Below are 16,508 nucleotides of genomic sequence, written 5' to 3'. Positions count from 1 at the left end.
TGACTGGTGGATGGCGGCCCGCTGGCCCCGGGGGAGCGCGCGGGCCACGCGGATCAGAACTCGGCGTTGCCGGGCGCGCGGGGGTAGGCGATGGCGTCGCGGATGTTGGACAGGCCGCAGGTGTAGACCACCAGGCGCTCGAAGCCCAGGCCGAAGCCGGCGTGCGGCACGCCGCCGTAGCGGCGCAGGTCGCGGTACCACTGGTAGTGCTCGGCCTCCAGGCCGAACTGGGCCATGCGCGCGTCCAGCACGTCCAGGCGCTCCTCGCGCTGGGAGCCGCCGATGATCTCGCCGATGCCCGGGGCCAGCACGTCCATCGCGGCGACGGTCTTGCCGTCGTCGTTCAGGCGCATGTAGAAGGCCTTGATGTGCTCGGGGTAGTTCATCACCACCACCGGGCGGCCGACGTGCTCCTCGGTCAGCCAGCGCTCGTGCTCGGTCTGCAGGTCCAGGCCCCATTCGACCGGGAAGTCGAACTTCCTGCCGGAAGCCTGCAGCAGCTTGATCGTTTCGCTGTAGTCGATGCGCTCGAACGGCGAGTTGACGAACGACTCCAGGCGGGTGATCGCGTCCTTCTGCACCCGCTCGGCGATGAAGGCCATGTCGTCGGCGCGTTCGGACAGCACGGTGCGGAACAGGTACTTGAGGAAGTCCTCGGCCAGGTCGGCGTCGTCGTTGAGGTCGGCGAAGGCCACCTCCGGCTCGATCATCCAGAACTCGGCCAGGTGGCGGGTGGTGTTGGAGTTCTCGGCGCGGAAGGTCGGGCCGAAGGTGTAGACCTTGCTCAGCGCCAGGGCGTAGGCCTCGACGTTGAGCTGGCCGGACACGGTCAGGAAGGTTTCCTTGCCGAAGAAGTCGCGCGAGAAGTCGACCTCGCCGTCCTTGGTGCGCGGCAGGTTGGCCAGGTCCAGGGTCGAGACCCGGAACATCTGGCCGGCGCCCTCGGCGTCGGAGGTGGTGATGATCGGCGTGCTGATCCAGTAGAAGCCGCGCTCGTGGAAGAAGCGGTGCACGGCCTGGGCCAGGCAGTGGCGGATGCGGGTGACCGCCCCGAACAGGTTGGTGCGCGGGCGCAGGTGGGCGTACTCGCGCAGGTATTCCAGCGAGTGCTGCTTGGGCTGCATCGGGTAGGTCAGCGGGTCCTCGACCCAGCCGACGACCTCGATCCTGGAAGCCTGGATCTCGAAGCTCTGGCCCTGGCCCTGCGACGGCACCAGGGTGCCGGTGGCCACCACCGAGCAACCGGTGGTCAGGTGCTTCACCTCGGATTCGTAGTTGGGCAGCGTGGCCGGGGCCACGACCTGGATCGGGGCGAAGCAGGAGCCGTCGCTGACGTTGACGAAGCTCAGTCCCGCCTTGGAATCGCGCCGGGTACGCACCCAGCCGCGTACCGTGACCTCGCCGCCGGCGGCCACCTTGCCCGCGAGTGCATGTTCGACGCTGACCACCGTCATGGCTTGAATCCTTGTGTCGTGGAGCCCAACTGGAAGGGCGGAAGTGTAGCGGTTGCAAGCGGTGGCAGGCGAGGCGCCGTGCCGTCCGGCCCGCTGCGTTCCAGTCCCCGGGCCGCGGCCCGGGCCGCAGGCGCCTATAATGGGCATGCAGTTTTCCGGAGGTTCCGCATGGCCGTCACCCTTACTCCCGCCGCCCTGGAGCGCGTCCGCCGCTTCCTGGAGCGCGACCCGCAGGCGCTGGGGCTGCGCTTCGGCGTGGAGCGCACCGGCTGCTCCGGCTGGGGCCACGTGGCCGACCTGGCCCGCGACCAGCGCGACGGCGATACCGTGTTCGAGCAGGACGGGGTGCGCATCTTCGTGGACGCCACCAGCCTGCCGCTGGTGGACGGCACCGAGATCGACTTCGCCCGCCAGGGCCTGGGCGAGGCCTTCCTGTTCCGCAATCCCAACGCCAAGGCCGAGTGCGGCTGCGGCGAGAGCTTCACCACCGAGCACGCCTGAGCACGGACCGCCGGCCGCCGCGGCCGGCCCATTGCGTCCAAGTCCATGAGCCGGCATAATTTCCGGCTTCCCCGCGCCTGTGCGCAGGCGCCGGGGTCCCTTGCCCCACCGCTTCCGCCAGGTCGACGGGGGGCTGCCAGGCCCGCAAGGGCAGCATCCACAAGGAAAACACAATGCGTCATTACGAAGTCGTGTTCCTGGTCCACCCGGACCAGAGCGAGCAGGTGCCGGCGATGATCGAGCGCTACAAGGGCCTGATCGAGAACGCCGGTGGCACCATCCACCGCCTCGAGGACTGGGGCCGCCGCCAACTGGCCTACCCGATCCAGAACCTGGTCAAGGCCCACTACGTGCTGTTCAACGCCGAGGTCGGCCAGGCCGCCATCGACGAGCTGGTCGAGACCTTCCGCTTCAACGACGCGATCCTGCGCCACCTGGTCATCCGCCGCGACGGCCCGGAGACCGAGCAGTCGCTGATCATGAAGAGCAAGGATGAGAAGGGCGACAAGCCCGAGCGTGGCGAGCGCCGCCGCCGTGACGAGGAAGGCGAGGGCAACGCCGCCTCCGCCGAAACCGACGGCGACAACGCCGAAGCCGCCGCCTAAGGAGCACATCCCATGTCCAAGTTCTTCCGCCGCCGCAAGTTCTGCAAGTTCACCGCCGAGGGCGTCAAGGAGATCGATTACAAGGATCTCAACACCCTGCGCCAGTACCTGACCGAGAACGGCAAGATCGTCCCGAGCCGCGTGACCGGCACCAAGTCGCGCTACCAGCGCCAGCTGGCCACCGCGATCAAGCGCGCCCGTTTCCTGGCCCTGATCCCGTACACCGACAACCACGACATCTGATGCGTGGCCCCGCCGGAGCCGCACCCGCGTGCGGCTCCCGGCGCGTCCGCGCCAGCTGCCTGGCTGCACCCCATACCGTCCGATCCGGACAGCACGCGTTGCCGCGCCCCATGCCGCGGCTAACGGATAGAGGAGCAACACCATGGAACTGATCCTTCTGCAGAAGGTCGTCAACCTCGGCAACCTGGGTGACAAGGTCACCGTGAAGCCGGGCTACGGCCGCAACTACCTGGTCCCGCAGGGCAAGGCCGTGCCGGCCACCGCCGCCAACCTGGCCGAGTTCGAGGCCAAGCGCGCCGAGTACGAGGCCAAGGCCAAGGCGCTGCTGGACGAGGCCCAGGCCCGCCTGGCCAAGCTGGAAGGCGCCAGCGTCACGGTCAAGGCCAACGCCTCGACCGAGGGCAAGCTGTACGGTTCGGTCGGCCCGCGCGACATCGCCGAGGCCTTCACCGCCGCCGGCCTGCCGCTGGAGAAGAGCGAGGTCATCATGGGCGAGGGCCCGATCCGCCACGTCGGCGAGTTCGAGGTGCAGGTCGCCCTGCACGCCGACGTCGAGACCACGGTCAAGGTCGTGGTCGAGCCGGAAGCCTGATTGGCCCCGGCCGCAGGACCCCACGGAGGGCGCCGCAAGGCGCCCTTCGCTTTTGTGGCCGTCTCGCCCGGCGAGATGTCCACGCGTTATGCACAGGGTTATCCATGGCGGAGGCCCGGGCCCCCGCATAGGATGGCTAGCCGTTTCACCTGATCCACCCGGCCGGGCGCCGCCCGCGCCGGCCACCCGAGGAACCGACCGAATGTCCGCACGCCCCGGCTTCCGCAAAGACCGCGAACGCGACCGCGATGGCGGCGACGGCCGCATCGAGCAGCTGCGCGTCCCGCCGCATTCGGTGGAGGCCGAGCAGGCGGTGCTCGGCGGCCTCATGCTGGCGCCGGAGTCCTACGACACCGTCGGCGACGTGCTGGTCGAGAAGGACTTCTACCGCCGCGACCACCAGCTGATCTACCGCGCCATCCGCGAACTGGCCGAGAAGAACCAGCCGTTCGACGCGGTGACCCTGGGCGAGTGGTTCGATTCGCAGGGGTATTCGGAGCAGATCGGCGGCGGCGCCTACCTGGTCGAGCTGGCCACCACCACGCCGTCGGCGGCCAACATCCGCGCCTACGCCGAGATCGTGCGCGACAAGGCGGTGCTGCGGCAGCTGATCGAGGTCGGCACCGGGATCGTCAACGACGCCTTCCAGCCGGAAGGCCGCGACAGCGCCGAGCTGCTGGCCAGGGCCGAGCAGGAGGTGTTCGCGATCGCCGAGGCCGGCGCGCGCGGGCGCAGCGACTTCACCGGACTGAACACCGCGCTGCGCGACGCCTTCGAGGTGCTGCAGAAGCGCTTCGAGAGCGGCGGCAACATCACCGGCCTGCCGACCGGCTACACCGAGTTCGACAACATCACCGCCGGCCTGCAGCCGACCGACCTGATCATCCTGGCCGCGCGCCCGGCCATGGGCAAGACCACCTTCGCGCTGAACATCGCCGAGTACGCGGCGATCAAGTCGAAGAAGGCGGTGGCCGTGTTCTCGATGGAAATGTCCGCGGCGCAGCTGGCGCTGCGCCTGATCTCCTCCAACGGCCGGGTCAACGCCCAGCGCCTGCGCACCGGCCAGCTGGAGGACGAGGACTGGAGCCGGGTGACCGCGGCCATCCGCATGCTCAAGGAGACCAAGATCTTCATCGACGACACGCCGGCGCTGTCGCCGGACGTGCTGCGCTCCAAGTGCCGCCGCCTCAAGCGCGAGCACGGCCTGGGCCTGGTGGTGATCGACTACCTGCAGCTGATGCAGGTGCCCGGCAACAGCGAGAACCGCGCCACCGAGATCTCGGAGATCAGCCGTTCGCTCAAGGCCCTGGCCAAGGAGCTGAACGTGCCGGTGATCGCGCTGTCGCAGCTCAACCGATCGCTGGAAACGCGCACCGACAAGCGCCCGGTGATGGCCGACCTGCGCGAATCCGGCGCCATCGAGCAGGACGCGGACATCATCCTGTTCATCTACCGCGACGAGTACTACAACAAGGAAAACTCGCCGGACAAGGGCCTGGCCGAGGTCATCATCGGCAAGCACCGAAGCGGTCCGACCGGCTCGGTGAAGCTGAAGTTCTTCGGCGAGTACACCCGCTTCGACAACCTGGCCAACGACGCGGTCGGTTCGTTCGAGTAGCCGTCCGTCGGAAGCGGCCCCGGCGAACATTGTCCGTTCACGGGGCCCGGCATACGATGCCGCACGCAGCGGCCCTGGCCGCCCCATACGCATCAAGGAACCGTCATGAACATCCGCAAGCAGACCCTGACCCTGCTCGGCACCGCCGCCCTGGTCGCGGCCGTGGCCGCCGGCTGCCAGACCACCAACCCGTACACCGGCGAGCAGCAGATGAACCGCACCAGCAAGGGCGCGCTGATCGGCGCGGGCATCGGCGTCGCCGCCGGCCTGCTGACCGGCAACAGCGCGGTCGAGCGCCGCCAGCATGCGCTGATCGGCGCCGGCGTCGGCGGCCTGGCCGGCGGCGCGGTCGGCGCCTACCAGGACCGCCAGCAGGCCGCGCTGCGCGCCAAGCTGCAGGGCACCGGCGTGAGCGTCACCCGCAACGGCGACAACATCACCCTGAACATGCCGGGCAACGTGACCTTCGCGTTCAACAGCTCCAACCTCGACCCGCAGTTCTACCCGGTGCTGAGCAGCGTGGCCGACGTGCTCAAGGAGTACGACAAGACCGTGGTCGAGGTCGCCGGCCACACCGACAGCATCGGCAGCGACGAGGTCAACCAGCGCCTGTCCGAGCAGCGCGCCAGCGCGGTCACCCAGTTCCTGGTCGCGCAGGGCATCAACTCGCAGCGCTTCATCACCATCGGCGCCGGCAAGCGCTATCCGATCGCCAGCAACGACACCGAGGCCGGCCGCGCGGCCAACCGCCGGGTCGAGATCACCCTGGTGCCGGTGCGTTCCTGATCCGGGACCGGATGCCGCACCCGAAGGGGCCGCGCAAGCGGCCCCTTTCCTTTTGCGCGGCGGTGCCGGGGTTGCCGGGAACCGCCGCGTCCGCGCCGGGCGCCGGGCTCAGCCCACCACTTCCTCGAGGATGCGCTTGCCCTCGCGCACGCTGGCTTCTTCCTTCCCGTCCTCCCTGGCCGCCTCGGCGGCGCAGCGCGAGGGGCAATGGACCAGCATGTAGTCGGCGTTGGAGCTCAGGCGCTCGACCAGGAAATCGACGAACGCGCGCACCTTCGGCGACATCACCCGGCCGCGCGGGAACACCGCGCTGAAGTCCACCTCGGGTCCGGTCCAGCCCGCCAGCACGCGGCGCAGAGCGCCGCTTTCCACGTACGGCTTGGCGGCCACGTCGGTGGCCAGGGTCAGGCCCTCGCCGCACAGCACCGCGCCGATCAGCGCGGAGGGATCGTTGGCGACCATCAGCGGGTTGATCGGGTAGTCGGTCACGCCGTTGCCGTCGCTCAGCGGCCAGGTGATGCGCGTCGGGTGCGAGTGGTAGTGCTTGCGCACGGCCAGGATGCGATGGTGCTGCAGCTCGTCCGGATGCAGCGGTTCGCCGTGGCGCTCGATGTAGGACGGGCTGGCGAACACCTGGGTGCGGAAGCCGGCCAGCCGCCGCGCGATCAGGGTCGAGTCGGGCAGCGGACCGATGCGCAGGGCCACGTCGATCTCGCTGCCGATCAGGTCCACCGGGTCGTTGCTCATGTGCATGTCGAGCCGGATCTCCGGGTACTGCGCGTGGAACTGCCCCAGCAGCGGCGAGATCCAGGCGATGCCGATGGAGTAGGGCACGGTGAAGCGCAGCCAGCCGCGCGGGCCGCCCTGCAGCTGGCCGACCGCGCCTTCGGCTTCCTCCAGTTCCTGGGCGATGCGCTGGCAATGCTCGAAGTACACGTTGCCGGCCTCGGTGAGGCCGAGCCGGCGCGTGGTCCGGTGCAGGAGTTGCGCGCCCAGGCGCGCTTCCAGGTCCTGCACCTTGCGGCTGACGGTGGTCTTGGGCAGGCCCAGGGCCCGGGCTGCGGCGATGAAGCTGCCTTGCTCGACCACCTTGACGAAGACGAGGGTGTCGTTGAGGTCGTACGCCATGGGGGATTCCGAGGGGGGGGGAGGGGGCGCGCAGGATTGGACCTGCTGCGGGACGATTATTCCCCCAAATCGGGACTAATCAAGTCCTGATTCGAAGCGTAGCTTTGCATCCCGTGCCCACCGAAGGAGGGATGCCATGCTGATCCGGCGCCTCAAGATCCTGTTTGCTCCGCCCAGTGCCCCGAACGGCGACAAGGACTTGCACCTGCCGAAGCTCGGGGAAAGCAGGCCCCGCGGGCATTTCCGCGAGTTCACCGTGTCCCGCCGGCTGCAGCAGGGCGGGCTGTCGCTGCCGGCCACGCACAAGCACCGGCATGGTCGCTCCGGCGGGATTATCCCGGCGATGGGAGAAAAAATCCCATGAACGGGATGCTCGCTCCCGAGGTGCTGGTGCTTGGCGCCAGCGGCCGGGTCGGTTCGGGCGTGGTCGCCGCGCTGCTGGAGGCGGGCAGTCCGGTGCTGGCGGTGGCGCGCGACGCGGCCCGCTTGCAGCGCCTGGCGGCGATGCACGCCGACGAGCCCGGGCTGGAGGTGATGGTGGCCTCGGTAGCCGACGACGGCGCCGCCCAGGACCTGGCCCGCCGCATCGCGCGGCGGCCGCGGCCCCTGCGCGCGGTGGTGGATGCCACCGCCGGCGTGCGCCGCGCCTCGCGCCTGCTGGACCAGGCGGTGCCGGTGCTTTCGGCCAGCCTGGAACAGGAAGTGTTGCCCCACCTGGCCGCTGCCCGCCACTTGCTGCCGCTGCTGCAGCAGCGGGGCGGCGACCGCTACCTGGTGGCCGGTGGTCCGCATGCGCGCTGCGGTTGGGCCGGCTATGGCCATGCCTCGGTCGCGATCGCGGCCACCCGCATGCTGGTGCAGGTGCTGCACGAGGAAGCCCAGCCGCTGGGCGTGCGCGTGCAGATGCTGTCGATCGACGCGCCGGTGTGGACCGCCGAGAACACCGCCAGGGCCTGTCCCGGCTGGCACAGCGCCCTGGGCGTGGGCCGCGCGATGGTCTCGCTGCTGGCGCGCAGCAGCCCGGACGCACGCTGCATCGTCACCTACGCCGACAACGCCGGCACCATGCCGCCGGGCCTGCTCGGCCGCGAGTTCGCCAGCGTGCTCGACGCGGCTTCCGGCGCCCCAGGCGCCTCCGACGCGGGACGTGCCGCATGAGCGCGCCCGCCAGCCAACCGTTCCTCCCCCTTTCCCCCACGGATTACAAGGACACCCCCATGACCAGGACGATCCGACCCCGTATCAGGACCCGACGCCTGCTGGCGCTCGGCGCCACCGGCGCGATCGCGCTGACCCTGCTGGCCGGCTGCGACGGCGGCCACGCGGCCGAGCAGATGCCGCCGCCGGAAGTGGCCGTGGCCGAGGTGCCGGTGCGCCCGGTGCAGCAGTGGGACGAATTCAGCGGCCGCATCGAGGCGGTCGAGAGCGTCGAGCTGCGTCCGCGCGTTTCCGGCTACATCGAATCGGTGAACTTCCGCGAAGGCCAGGAAGTGAAGAAGGGCGACGTGCTGTTCACCATCGACGACCGCAGCTACCGCGCCGAGCTGGCGCGTGCCGAGGCCGCGCTGGCGCGGGCGCGGGCGCAGGCCGGAGTGGCGCGCAGCGAGGCCGAGCGCGCCCGTCGCCTGGCCGACGAACAGGCCATTTCGGTGGAAACCTGGGAGCAGCGGCGCGCCGCCGCGCAGCAGGCCCAGGCCGACCTCGCCGCGGCGCAGGCCGCGGTGGACGCGGCGCGGCTCAACCTGGAATGGACCCGGGTGCGCGCGCCGATCGACGGACGCGCCGGCAGGGCGCTGGTGACCGCGGGCAACCTGGTCGGCGCCGGCGATGCCGCCAGCGTGCTGACCACCGTGGTGTCGCTGGACAAGGTGCACGTGCACTTCGACGCCGACGAGCGCAGCTTCCTGCGCTACGCCGAGCTGGCCCGCAGCGGCAAGCGCGCCAGCGAGCGCGAGGGCACGCTGCCGGTGCAGGTCGCGCTGGCCAACGAGGACGGCTTCCCCCACCGCGGCACGATCGACTTCCTCGACAACCAGGTCGACCGCAGCACCGGCACCATCCGCGCCCGCGCCGTGCTCGACAACGCCGACCGCCGCTTCACCCCCGGCCTGTACGCGCGGGTGCGCCTGCCGGGCAGCGGCCGCTTCGAGGCCGCGCTGGTGGACGACAAGGCCGTGCTCACCGACCAGGACCGCAAGTACGTGTACGTGGTCGACGAGGAGGGCAAGGCGCAGCGGCGCGACGTCGTCGTCGGCCGCCTGGTCGAGGGCCTGCGCATCGTCGAACAGGGCCTGCAGGCCGGCGACAAGGTGATCGTCAAGGGCGTGCAGAAGGTGTTCTTCCCCGGCATGCCGGTGCAGGCCCAGGCCGTTGCCATGGGCGAGCCGGCGTCCGCTTCGTCCTCCCTGGCGGCGCGATGACCTGACCGGCCTGCGCCCAAGGCGCGGCTTCCCCCAAGGCGCCCGTCCTCCCCGAATCCCCCTCCCCCAGGGGAGGGCGGGCCCTTTCTTTCCCGGAATCCAGGAACCACCCCCATGGACTTCTCGCGCTTCTTCATCGACAGGCCGATCTTCGCGGCGGTGCTGTCGATCGTGATCTTCGCCGCTGGCCTGATCTCGATCCCGCTGCTGCCGATCGGCGAATACCCGGACGTGGTGCCACCCTCGGTGGTGGTCCGCACCGTCTACCCGGGCGCCAACCCCAAGGTCATCGCCGAGACGGTGGCCACGCCCCTGGAAGAGGCGATCAACGGCGTCGAGGACATGATGTACCTCAAGTCGGTGGCCGGTTCCGACGGCGTGCTGCAGCTGACCGTGACCTTCCGCCCCGGGACCGACCCGGACGAGGCCGCGGTGCGCGTGCAGAACCGCGTCGCCCAGGCGCAGGCGCGCCTGCCCGAGGACGTGCGCCGCCAGGGCGTGACCACCCAGAAGCAGTCGCCGGTGTTCCTGATGGTCGTGCACCTGACTTCCAGCGACGGCCGCTACGACTCGCTGTACCTGCGCAACTACATGCGCCTGCACGTCAAGGACGAGCTGGCGCGCATCCCCGGCGTGGGCGAGGCCCAGCTGTTCGGCGGCGGCGACTATGCCATGCGCATCTGGCTGGACCCGGACAAGGTGGCCGCGCGGCAGATGACCGCCGGCGACGTGCTGCGCGCGATCCGCGAGCAGAACGTGCAGGTCTCCGCCGGCCAGATCGGCGCCGAGCCGATGCCCGGCGGCAGCGACTTCCTGCTGCCGATCAACGCCAAGGGCCGCCTGGAGAGCGTGGAGGAGTTCGGCGCCATCGTGCTCAAGAACGGCGAAGACGGCCAGGTCGTGCGCCTGTCCGACGTGGCCCGCATCGAGCTGGCCGCCGGCGACTACACCCTGCGCGCGCGCCTGGACGGCAAGAACGCGGCGGCCATCGGCATCTTCCAGGCGCCGGGCGCCAACGCCCTGGAGATCCGCGACGCGGTGGTGCGCAAGATGGACGAGATCCGGCCGCGGCTGCCGCCCGGCGTGGAGATCCAGTCGATCTACGACACCACGATCTTCGTCCGCGACTCGATCAAGTCGGTGATCAGCACCCTGATGGAGGCGGTGTTCCTGGTGGTGCTGGTGGTGATCCTGTTCCTGCAGACCTGGCGCGCCTCGATCATCCCGCTGCTGGCGGTGCCGGTGTCGGTGGTGGGCACGTTCGCGGTGCTGTACGTGCTGGGCTACTCGATCAACACCCTGACCTTGTTCGGCCTGGTGCTGGCGATCGGCATCGTGGTCGACGACGCGATCGTGGTGGTGGAGAACGTCGAGCGCCACATCGAGGAGGGCGCCAGTCCGCTGCAGGCGGCGCACCTGGCCATGCGCGAGGTGTCCGGGCCGATCGTCGCCATCGCCCTGGTGCTGTGCGCGGTGTTCGTGCCGATGGCCTTCCTCACCGGCGTCACCGGCCAGTTCTACAAGCAGTTCGCGGTGACCATCGCCATCTCCACGGTGATCTCGGCGATCAACTCGCTGACCCTGTCGCCGGCGCTGGCGGCCAAGCTGCTGCGGCCGCACGACGCGGAGAAGGACCGGCCCACGCGCATCATCGAGCGCCTGTTTGGCTGGGTGTTCCGCCCGTTCAACCGCTTCTTCAACACCAGTTCCGAGCGCTACCAGGGCGCGGTATCGCGCGCCCTGGGCCGCCGCGGCGCGGTGTTCGCGGTGTACGCGTTGCTGCTGGTCGGCGCGGGGGTGGTGTTCAACGCGGTGCCGGCCGGCTTCATCCCGGTGCAGGACAAGCTGTACGTCATCGCCGGCGTGAAGATGCCGGAGGGTGCCTCGATCGAGCGCACCGACGCGGTGCTCAAGCGCATGGCGGCGATGGCGGCCGAGGTCGAGGGCGTGCAGAACGAGGTGGCGTTCCCGGGCCTGAACCCGCTGCAGTTCACCAACACCCCGAACAATGGCGTGGTGTTCTTCACCCTCAAGCCGTTCGGCGAGCGCAAGGCCAGCGCCGAGGAGATCACCGCCGAGCTCAACCGCCGCTTCTCCACGATCCAGGACGGCTTCACCTTCGCCTTCATGCCCCCGGCCATCCAGGGCCTGGGCAACGGTTCGGGCTGGTCGCTGTTCGTCGAGGACCGCACCCGCCTGGGCTACGGCGAGCTGCAGAACGCGGTGCAGGCCTTCCAGGGCGCGGTCTCGCAGGTGCCCGGCATGGGCTTCCCGATCTCCAGCTACCAGGCCAACGTGCCGCAGCTGGAGGCCGAGGTCGACCGCGTCCAGGCCAAGGCGCAGGGCGTGCCGCTGACCGAGCTGTTCGAGACCCTGCAGGTGTACCTGGGGTCGGCCTACGTCAACGACTTCAACATGTTCGGCCGCACCTGGCAGGTGATCGCCCAGGCCGATGCGCCGTTCCGCGACGACGTCAGCGACATCGCCAACCTGCGCACCCGCAACGCCGCCGGCGAGATGGTGCCGGTGGGCTCGATGGTCGACATCCGCCAGGCCTACGGCCCGGACCCGGTGATCCGCTTCAACGGCTACCCGGCCGCAGACCTGATGGGCGACGCCGACCCGCGGGTGCTGTCCTCGGGCGAGGCCATGGCCACGGTGGCCGGGCTGGCGCGGGAAGTCCTGCCGCCGGGCATGGCGATCGACTGGAGCGACCTGAGCTACCAGCAGGCCACCCAGGGCAAGGCCTCGCTGGTGGTGTTCCCGCTGGCCGTGCTGCTGGTGTTCCTGGTGCTGGCCGCGCTGTACGAGAGCTGGACCCTGCCGCTGGCGGTGATCCTGATCGTGCCGATGACCATGCTTTCGGCCCTGGCCGGGGTGTTGCTGACCGGCGGCGACAACAACGTGTTCGTGCAGGTGGGCCTGGTGGTGCTGATGGGCCTGGCGTGCAAGAACGCGATCCTGATCGTCGAGTTCGCCCGCGAACTGGAGCTGCAGGGCAAGGGCATCCTGGAGGCCGCGCTGGAGGCCTGCCGCCTGCGCCTGCGTCCGATCGTGATGACCTCGGTGGCGTTCATCGCCGGCACCGTGCCGCTGGTGCTGTCCAGCGGGGCGGGCGCGGAGGTGCGCTCGGTCACCGGCGTGACCGTGTTCGCCGGCATGCTCGGCGTGACCCTGTTCGGCCTGTTCCTGACCCCGGTGTTCTACGTGGCCCTGCGCAAGCTCGCCAACCGGCCGCTGGTCTCGCACGCGCCGCATGCCGATGTGGCCGAAGGCGCCGAGGTGCGCGCATGAGCCGGGGACAGCGATGTCCGGATCCGGCGTGGCCCGGCCGCCCGCGGCCGCCACGCCGGTTCCGCCAGCCACGCAACGCCATCCACACCATCCGCAACGAGGAATCCGCAACATGAACGCTTCCAACCGCATCGCGCTGGTGACCGGCGCCACCCGCGGCATCGGCCTGGAGACCGTGCGCCAGCTGGCCCAGGCCGGGGTGCACACCCTGCTGGCCGGGCGCGACCGCACGCGCGCGGTCGAGGCCAGCCTCGGGCTGCAGGCGCAGGGGCTGCCGGTCGAGGCGATCGCGCTCGACGTCACCGACGGCGGGAGCATCCGCCAGGCCGTCGCAGAGGTGCAGCGCCGCCACGGCCGCCTGGACATCCTGGTCAACAACGCCGGCGTGCTGCTGGACCGGCTCGGCATCAAGCCGTCCGAACAGTCCGCGGAAACCTGGCGCACCACCTTCGAGACCAACCTGTTCGGGGTGGTCGAGGTGACCCGGGCGTTCCTGCCGCTGCTGCACGCCGCGCCTGCCGGGCGCATCGTCAACGTTTCCAGCATCCTGGGTTCGCTGGCGCTGCACGGCGACCCGGCCTCGCCGATCTACGACTTCAAGCTTCCCGCCTACAACGTGTCCAAGAGCGCGCTCAACGCCTGGACCGTGCAGCTGGCCTGGGAACTGCGCGACAGCAAGGTGCGCGTCAACGCCGTCCATCCCGGCTACGTGCGCACCGACATGAACAAGGGCGAGGGCGAGCTGGACATCCCGGACGGCGCCCGCACCAGCGTGCGGCTGGCGCTGGCCGGCGAGGACGCGCCCAACGGCCGCTTCTTCCACTTCGAGGAGGAACTGCCGTGGTGATCCGGACCCTCTGCCTGGCCGTGGCCACCGCCGTGCTGGCGGCCTGCGCCGCCGGCCCCGACTACCGCGCGCCGGTACCGCCGGAGGTGACCTTGCGCAATGCCGCGGAGGAAGCCTTCGCCCCCGGCGTCGCGGTTGCGCAATGGTGGGCGCAATTCGACGACCCGGTGCTGGAGAAGCTGGTCGGCGACGCATTGCTGGCCAATCCCGACATGCGCCTGGCCGCGACCCGGGTACGGGCCGCGCGCGCGGTATTCAGCGAACGCCGCCTCGACCCGTGGCCGCACGTGGGCGTGGCGGCCACCGGCGAACGCACGCGCCAGCCGGACGCCGCCGGCGGCGGCATCGACGAGGTCTACAGCCTGGGCTTCGACGCAGCCTGGGAGCTGGACCTGTTCGGCCGCCTGCGGCGCGGCGCCGAGGCGGCGCGCGCCGACCTGCAGGCCGAGCAGGCGGGGCTGGAGGACGTGCAGGTCAGCATCGCCGCCGAGGTGGCGCGCAACTACTTCCTGCTGCGCGGCACCCAGAAGCGGATCGAGGTGGCCGAACAGACCCTGCGCAACCTCGACCAGACCCAGCGCCTGACCGAGACCCGCGAGGCGCTGGGCGCCGGCAGCGCCCTGGACGTGCACAGCAGCCGCGCGCAGCTGAAGGCGATCGAAGCCGACATCCCGCTGCTGCGCTCGATCGAGGCCACCGCGCGCTACCGCCTGGCCGTGCTGCAGGGCCTGCAGCCGGGCGCGCTGGACGAACTGCTGGCGCCGAAGCCGGTGCCGGCCTTCGCCCGCGCCCTGCCGCTGGGCGACGTGCGCGACCTGCTGCGCAGCCGCCCGGACGTACGCGCCGCCGAACGGCGCCTGGCCTCGGCCACCGCACGCGTGGGCGTGGCCACCGCGGACCTGTTCCCGCGGATCAGCATCCGCGGCTTTGCCGGCTTCCTCTCCGGCGATTTCTCCTCGCTGGTCGCCGGCCGCAACGAGGCCTGGTCGGTGAGCCCGGCGATCAGCTGGGCCGCGCTCGACCTTGGCAGCGTGCGCGCGCGCCTGCGCGCGGCCGAGGCCGGGGCCGACGCGGCCGCGGTGCAGTACGAGATGGCGGTGCTCGCCGCGCTGGAGGATGCGGAGAACGCATTGCAGGACTACGCGCGCCGGCAGGAGCGCCTGCGCATCGTGGTCCAGCAGGCCGAGGCGGCGCGCGAGGCCGAGCGCCTGGCGGCGGTCGGCTACCGCGAGGGCGGCATCGACTTCCTGACCCTGCTGGACGCCCAGCGCACCCAGCTGGCGGCCGACGACGCCCTGGCCGAGGCCGAGGCCGCGGTCAACATCGCCGCGGTGGCCGTGTACAAGGCCCTCGGCGGCACCCATGCCCGCGCCGGCGAGCCGCCGGCGGGGCAGGGCGTGGCCGCCGCGCAATGGGTGCCGCCGCTGGGCAACTGAGCCGGCCTTCACGATGCATGGCGGGAGGCGTGGGCACGCTGCGTCCATGGACTGGATCGAGCAGCTGCGGGTATTGCCGGCCGTGGTCTACGCGATGGCGCTGGGAGGCGCCATCGGCTTCGAGCGCGAACTGAAGAACCGCCCGGCCGGGTTCCGCACCCACATGCTGGTCGCCGGCACCTCGGCCTTGCTGCTGGGCCTGGGCCGGATGGTGCTGGAAGACGACCACTATGCCGGCACCGGCCTGCGCATCGACCCGCTGCGCCTGGTCGAAGCGGTGGTTGCCGGCGTTTCGTTCATAGGCGCCGGCACCATCTTCGCCAGCCGCAAGGGCGACGGCGTGCAGGGCATCACCACCGCCGCCTCGCTGCTGACGGTGGCGGCGATCGGCATCACCGTCGGCTTCGGCTACCTGGCCCTTGGCCTGGCGATCGCCTTGCTGACGCTGGCGGTGCTGACCGTGTTGCGCTGGTTCGAGCGGCGCCGGCTGCTGCCGCCGGAGGACGGGCCGGAGGAATAGGCGCCGCTCAGGCGCGGTCCTCGATGCCTTCGACCCCGGCGTGCGAGGCGCAGTGCGCGCAGCAGAAGAAGCGCCCGCCGCTCTCGGCGCCGTGGCCGATGATCCGGCATCCGCAGTGCTCGCAGGTCGGCGCGACCGCGTGGATGGCGCACTCGAAGGAATCGTAGGTGCCGCTGCTGCCGTCGGCCAGGGTGATCCGGAAAGCCTTGTCGTAGTCGTTGCCGCATACGTCGCACCGGGCCATGGGGCACCTCCGCAGGTTGGAAGCGGGCATTGCAGCGCCGGCGCCGTGAACGCGGGGCGAGGGCTGCGGAAAGCGCTGCAATCCAGGCGATCCCATCAGCCCGCGGGCGGCTCCCGCAGGCGGCGGAGGTCCTCCAGCAGCTGCGCGTACGCGCGCTCGCGCTCCGGGCCGCGCATGCGCAGGATGGCGGAGGGATGCCAGGTCGCCAGCGCGTGGGTGTGCGGGCCGATGCGTTGCCACTGCCCGCGCTGGCGGGTGAGCCGGAACGCCGTCCCGAACACGGCGTTTGCGGCCATCGCGCCCAGCGCGGCGACCACGTCCGGATCCACCCGCTCCAGCTCGGCAGCCAGCCATGGCCGGCAGACGGCCTGTTCGGCGGCATTGGCGCGCTGGTGCAGCCGGCGCTTGCCGCGCGGCTGGAACTTGAAGTGCTTGACCGTGTTGGTCAGGTACAGGGACGCTGGCTCGAGCCCGGCCTCGGCCAGCGCCCGGCGCAGCAGCTGCCCCGCCGGGCCGACGAAGGGTTTGCCCTCCAGGTCCTCGCGGTCGCCGGGCTGCTCGCCCACCAGCAGGGTGCGTGCGCCCGCCGGCCCGGCGCCAAACACGGTCCTGTTGGCCGGACGCCACAGCGGGCAGCGCCGGCATCCGGCGGCCTGGCGGCGCAGCGCGGACAGGCTGCCTTCCGGTACGTCGTCCACCGGGCGCGCCAGCCGCGGCGCGCCGCGCACGGGATCGTCTGGCCGCGGCATGGCCGCAGGCTAGGGCAGGCATCGCGCGCGCCGGGTGAACGCCGGCGCATGAACCGCGGCCGCGCCTGCGG

The 16,508-nt window shown here is 70.9% G+C and carries 17 protein-coding genes; 13 read left to right on the top strand and 4 right to left on the bottom strand.

What is annotated here, in order from left to right; translation table 11 throughout:
• Nucleotides 1-53: 53 nt before the first annotated feature.
• Complete coding sequence (gene asnS, locus PSEJ31_RS0112365) at nucleotides 54-1,454, bottom strand: asparagine--tRNA ligase (protein ID WP_028915624.1); 1,401 nt, start codon at nucleotides 1,452-1,454, stop codon at nucleotides 54-56.
• A gap of 168 nt (nucleotides 1,455-1,622) precedes the next feature.
• On the opposite strand from asnS, the gene PSEJ31_RS0112360 reads away from it, so the two are divergent.
• The 6 genes from PSEJ31_RS0112360 to PSEJ31_RS0112335 all read left to right on the top strand — a co-directional run bounded on the left by PSEJ31_RS0112360 (nucleotide 1,623) and on the right by PSEJ31_RS0112335 (nucleotide 5,799).
• Nucleotides 1,623-1,955 carry an iron-sulfur cluster assembly accessory protein gene (locus PSEJ31_RS0112360; protein WP_019398969.1) on the top strand — a complete coding sequence of 111 codons (333 nt, stop codon included), beginning with the start codon at nucleotides 1,623-1,625 and terminating at the stop codon, nucleotides 1,953-1,955.
• Nucleotides 1,956-2,128: 173 nt separating this feature from the next.
• Nucleotides 2,129-2,560, top strand: a complete 432-nt coding sequence (gene rpsF, locus PSEJ31_RS0112355) for a 30S ribosomal protein S6 (RefSeq protein WP_028915623.1) — start codon at nucleotides 2,129-2,131, stop codon at nucleotides 2,558-2,560.
• 12 nt (nucleotides 2,561-2,572) lie between these two features.
• Complete coding sequence (gene rpsR / locus PSEJ31_RS0112350; RefSeq protein ID WP_019398971.1) at nucleotides 2,573-2,803, top strand: 30S ribosomal protein S18; 231 nt, start codon at nucleotides 2,573-2,575, stop codon at nucleotides 2,801-2,803.
• Nucleotides 2,804-2,945: 142 nt separating this feature from the next.
• Nucleotides 2,946-3,395, top strand: coding sequence for a 50S ribosomal protein L9 (rplI, locus tag PSEJ31_RS0112345; RefSeq protein ID WP_019398972.1), 450 nt, complete (start codon nucleotides 2,946-2,948; stop codon nucleotides 3,393-3,395).
• 202 nt (nucleotides 3,396-3,597) lie between these two features.
• Nucleotides 3,598-5,013, top strand: a complete 1,416-nt coding sequence (locus PSEJ31_RS0112340; RefSeq protein ID WP_019398973.1) for a replicative DNA helicase — start codon at nucleotides 3,598-3,600, stop codon at nucleotides 5,011-5,013.
• A 105-nt stretch (nucleotides 5,014-5,118) separates the two neighbouring features.
• Nucleotides 5,119-5,799 carry an OmpA family protein gene (locus PSEJ31_RS0112335; RefSeq protein ID WP_019398974.1) on the top strand — a complete coding sequence of 227 codons (681 nt, stop codon included), beginning with the start codon at nucleotides 5,119-5,121 and terminating at the stop codon, nucleotides 5,797-5,799.
• A 108-nt stretch (nucleotides 5,800-5,907) separates the two neighbouring features.
• Here the strand turns inward: PSEJ31_RS0112335 and PSEJ31_RS0112330 are convergent, their stop codons facing one another.
• Nucleotides 5,908-6,927 (bottom strand): LysR family transcriptional regulator, encoded by a 1,020-nt coding sequence (locus tag PSEJ31_RS0112330; protein ID WP_028915622.1) that lies wholly within the window; start codon nucleotides 6,925-6,927, stop codon nucleotides 5,908-5,910.
• A 136-nt stretch (nucleotides 6,928-7,063) separates the two neighbouring features.
• Between PSEJ31_RS0112330 and PSEJ31_RS0112325 the strand changes: the two genes are divergently transcribed.
• The 7 genes from PSEJ31_RS0112325 (at nucleotide 7,064) to PSEJ31_RS0112295 (ending at nucleotide 15,444) form a co-directional block, all read left to right on the top strand.
• On the top strand, nucleotides 7,064-7,291 hold the full coding sequence (locus PSEJ31_RS0112325) for a hypothetical protein (RefSeq protein ID WP_019399482.1): 228 nt from the start codon (nucleotides 7,064-7,066) through the stop codon (nucleotides 7,289-7,291).
• Nucleotides 7,288-8,085: an SDR family oxidoreductase gene (locus PSEJ31_RS0112320; RefSeq protein ID WP_028915621.1), complete on the top strand. Its 798-nt coding sequence runs from the start codon at nucleotides 7,288-7,290 to the stop codon at nucleotides 8,083-8,085. The genes PSEJ31_RS0112325 and PSEJ31_RS0112320 overlap by 4 nt, the downstream gene beginning before the upstream one ends.
• Before the next feature lie 59 nt (nucleotides 8,086-8,144).
• Complete coding sequence (locus tag PSEJ31_RS0112315; RefSeq protein ID WP_028915620.1) at nucleotides 8,145-9,347, top strand: efflux RND transporter periplasmic adaptor subunit; 1,203 nt, start codon at nucleotides 8,145-8,147, stop codon at nucleotides 9,345-9,347.
• Between the two features lie 114 nt (nucleotides 9,348-9,461).
• Nucleotides 9,462-12,641 (top strand): multidrug efflux RND transporter permease subunit, encoded by a 3,180-nt coding sequence (locus PSEJ31_RS0112310; protein ID WP_028915619.1) that lies wholly within the window; start codon nucleotides 9,462-9,464, stop codon nucleotides 12,639-12,641.
• A 112-nt stretch (nucleotides 12,642-12,753) separates the two neighbouring features.
• Nucleotides 12,754-13,488: an SDR family oxidoreductase gene (locus PSEJ31_RS0112305; protein ID WP_019399486.1), complete on the top strand. Its 735-nt coding sequence runs from the start codon at nucleotides 12,754-12,756 to the stop codon at nucleotides 13,486-13,488.
• Nucleotides 13,482-14,924, top strand: coding sequence for a TolC family protein (locus PSEJ31_RS0112300; protein ID WP_019399487.1), 1,443 nt, complete (start codon nucleotides 13,482-13,484; stop codon nucleotides 14,922-14,924). Before PSEJ31_RS0112305 ends, PSEJ31_RS0112300 begins: the two co-directional genes overlap by 7 nt.
• A 46-nt stretch (nucleotides 14,925-14,970) precedes the next feature.
• Nucleotides 14,971-15,444, top strand: a complete 474-nt coding sequence (locus PSEJ31_RS0112295; RefSeq protein WP_019399488.1) for an MgtC/SapB family protein — start codon at nucleotides 14,971-14,973, stop codon at nucleotides 15,442-15,444.
• Between the two features lie 7 nt (nucleotides 15,445-15,451).
• On the opposite strand, the gene PSEJ31_RS0112290 is transcribed toward PSEJ31_RS0112295, so the two are convergent.
• Nucleotides 15,452-15,688 (bottom strand): hypothetical protein, encoded by a 237-nt coding sequence (locus PSEJ31_RS0112290; RefSeq protein WP_028915618.1) that lies wholly within the window; start codon nucleotides 15,686-15,688, stop codon nucleotides 15,452-15,454.
• Nucleotides 15,689-15,783: 95 nt separating this feature from the next.
• Complete coding sequence (locus tag PSEJ31_RS0112285) at nucleotides 15,784-16,437, bottom strand: UdgX family uracil-DNA binding protein (RefSeq protein ID WP_051403736.1); 654 nt, start codon at nucleotides 16,435-16,437, stop codon at nucleotides 15,784-15,786.
• Between the last annotated feature and the right edge of the window lie 71 nt (nucleotides 16,438-16,508).

Origin of the sequence: Pseudoxanthomonas sp. J31 (assembly GCF_000510725.1) — a bacterium.
Lineage (GTDB): Bacteria > Pseudomonadota > Gammaproteobacteria > Xanthomonadales > Xanthomonadaceae > Pseudoxanthomonas.
The sequence above is the reverse complement of the archived record's forward strand: the minus strand, read 5'-3'. Positions and strand labels throughout refer to the sequence as shown.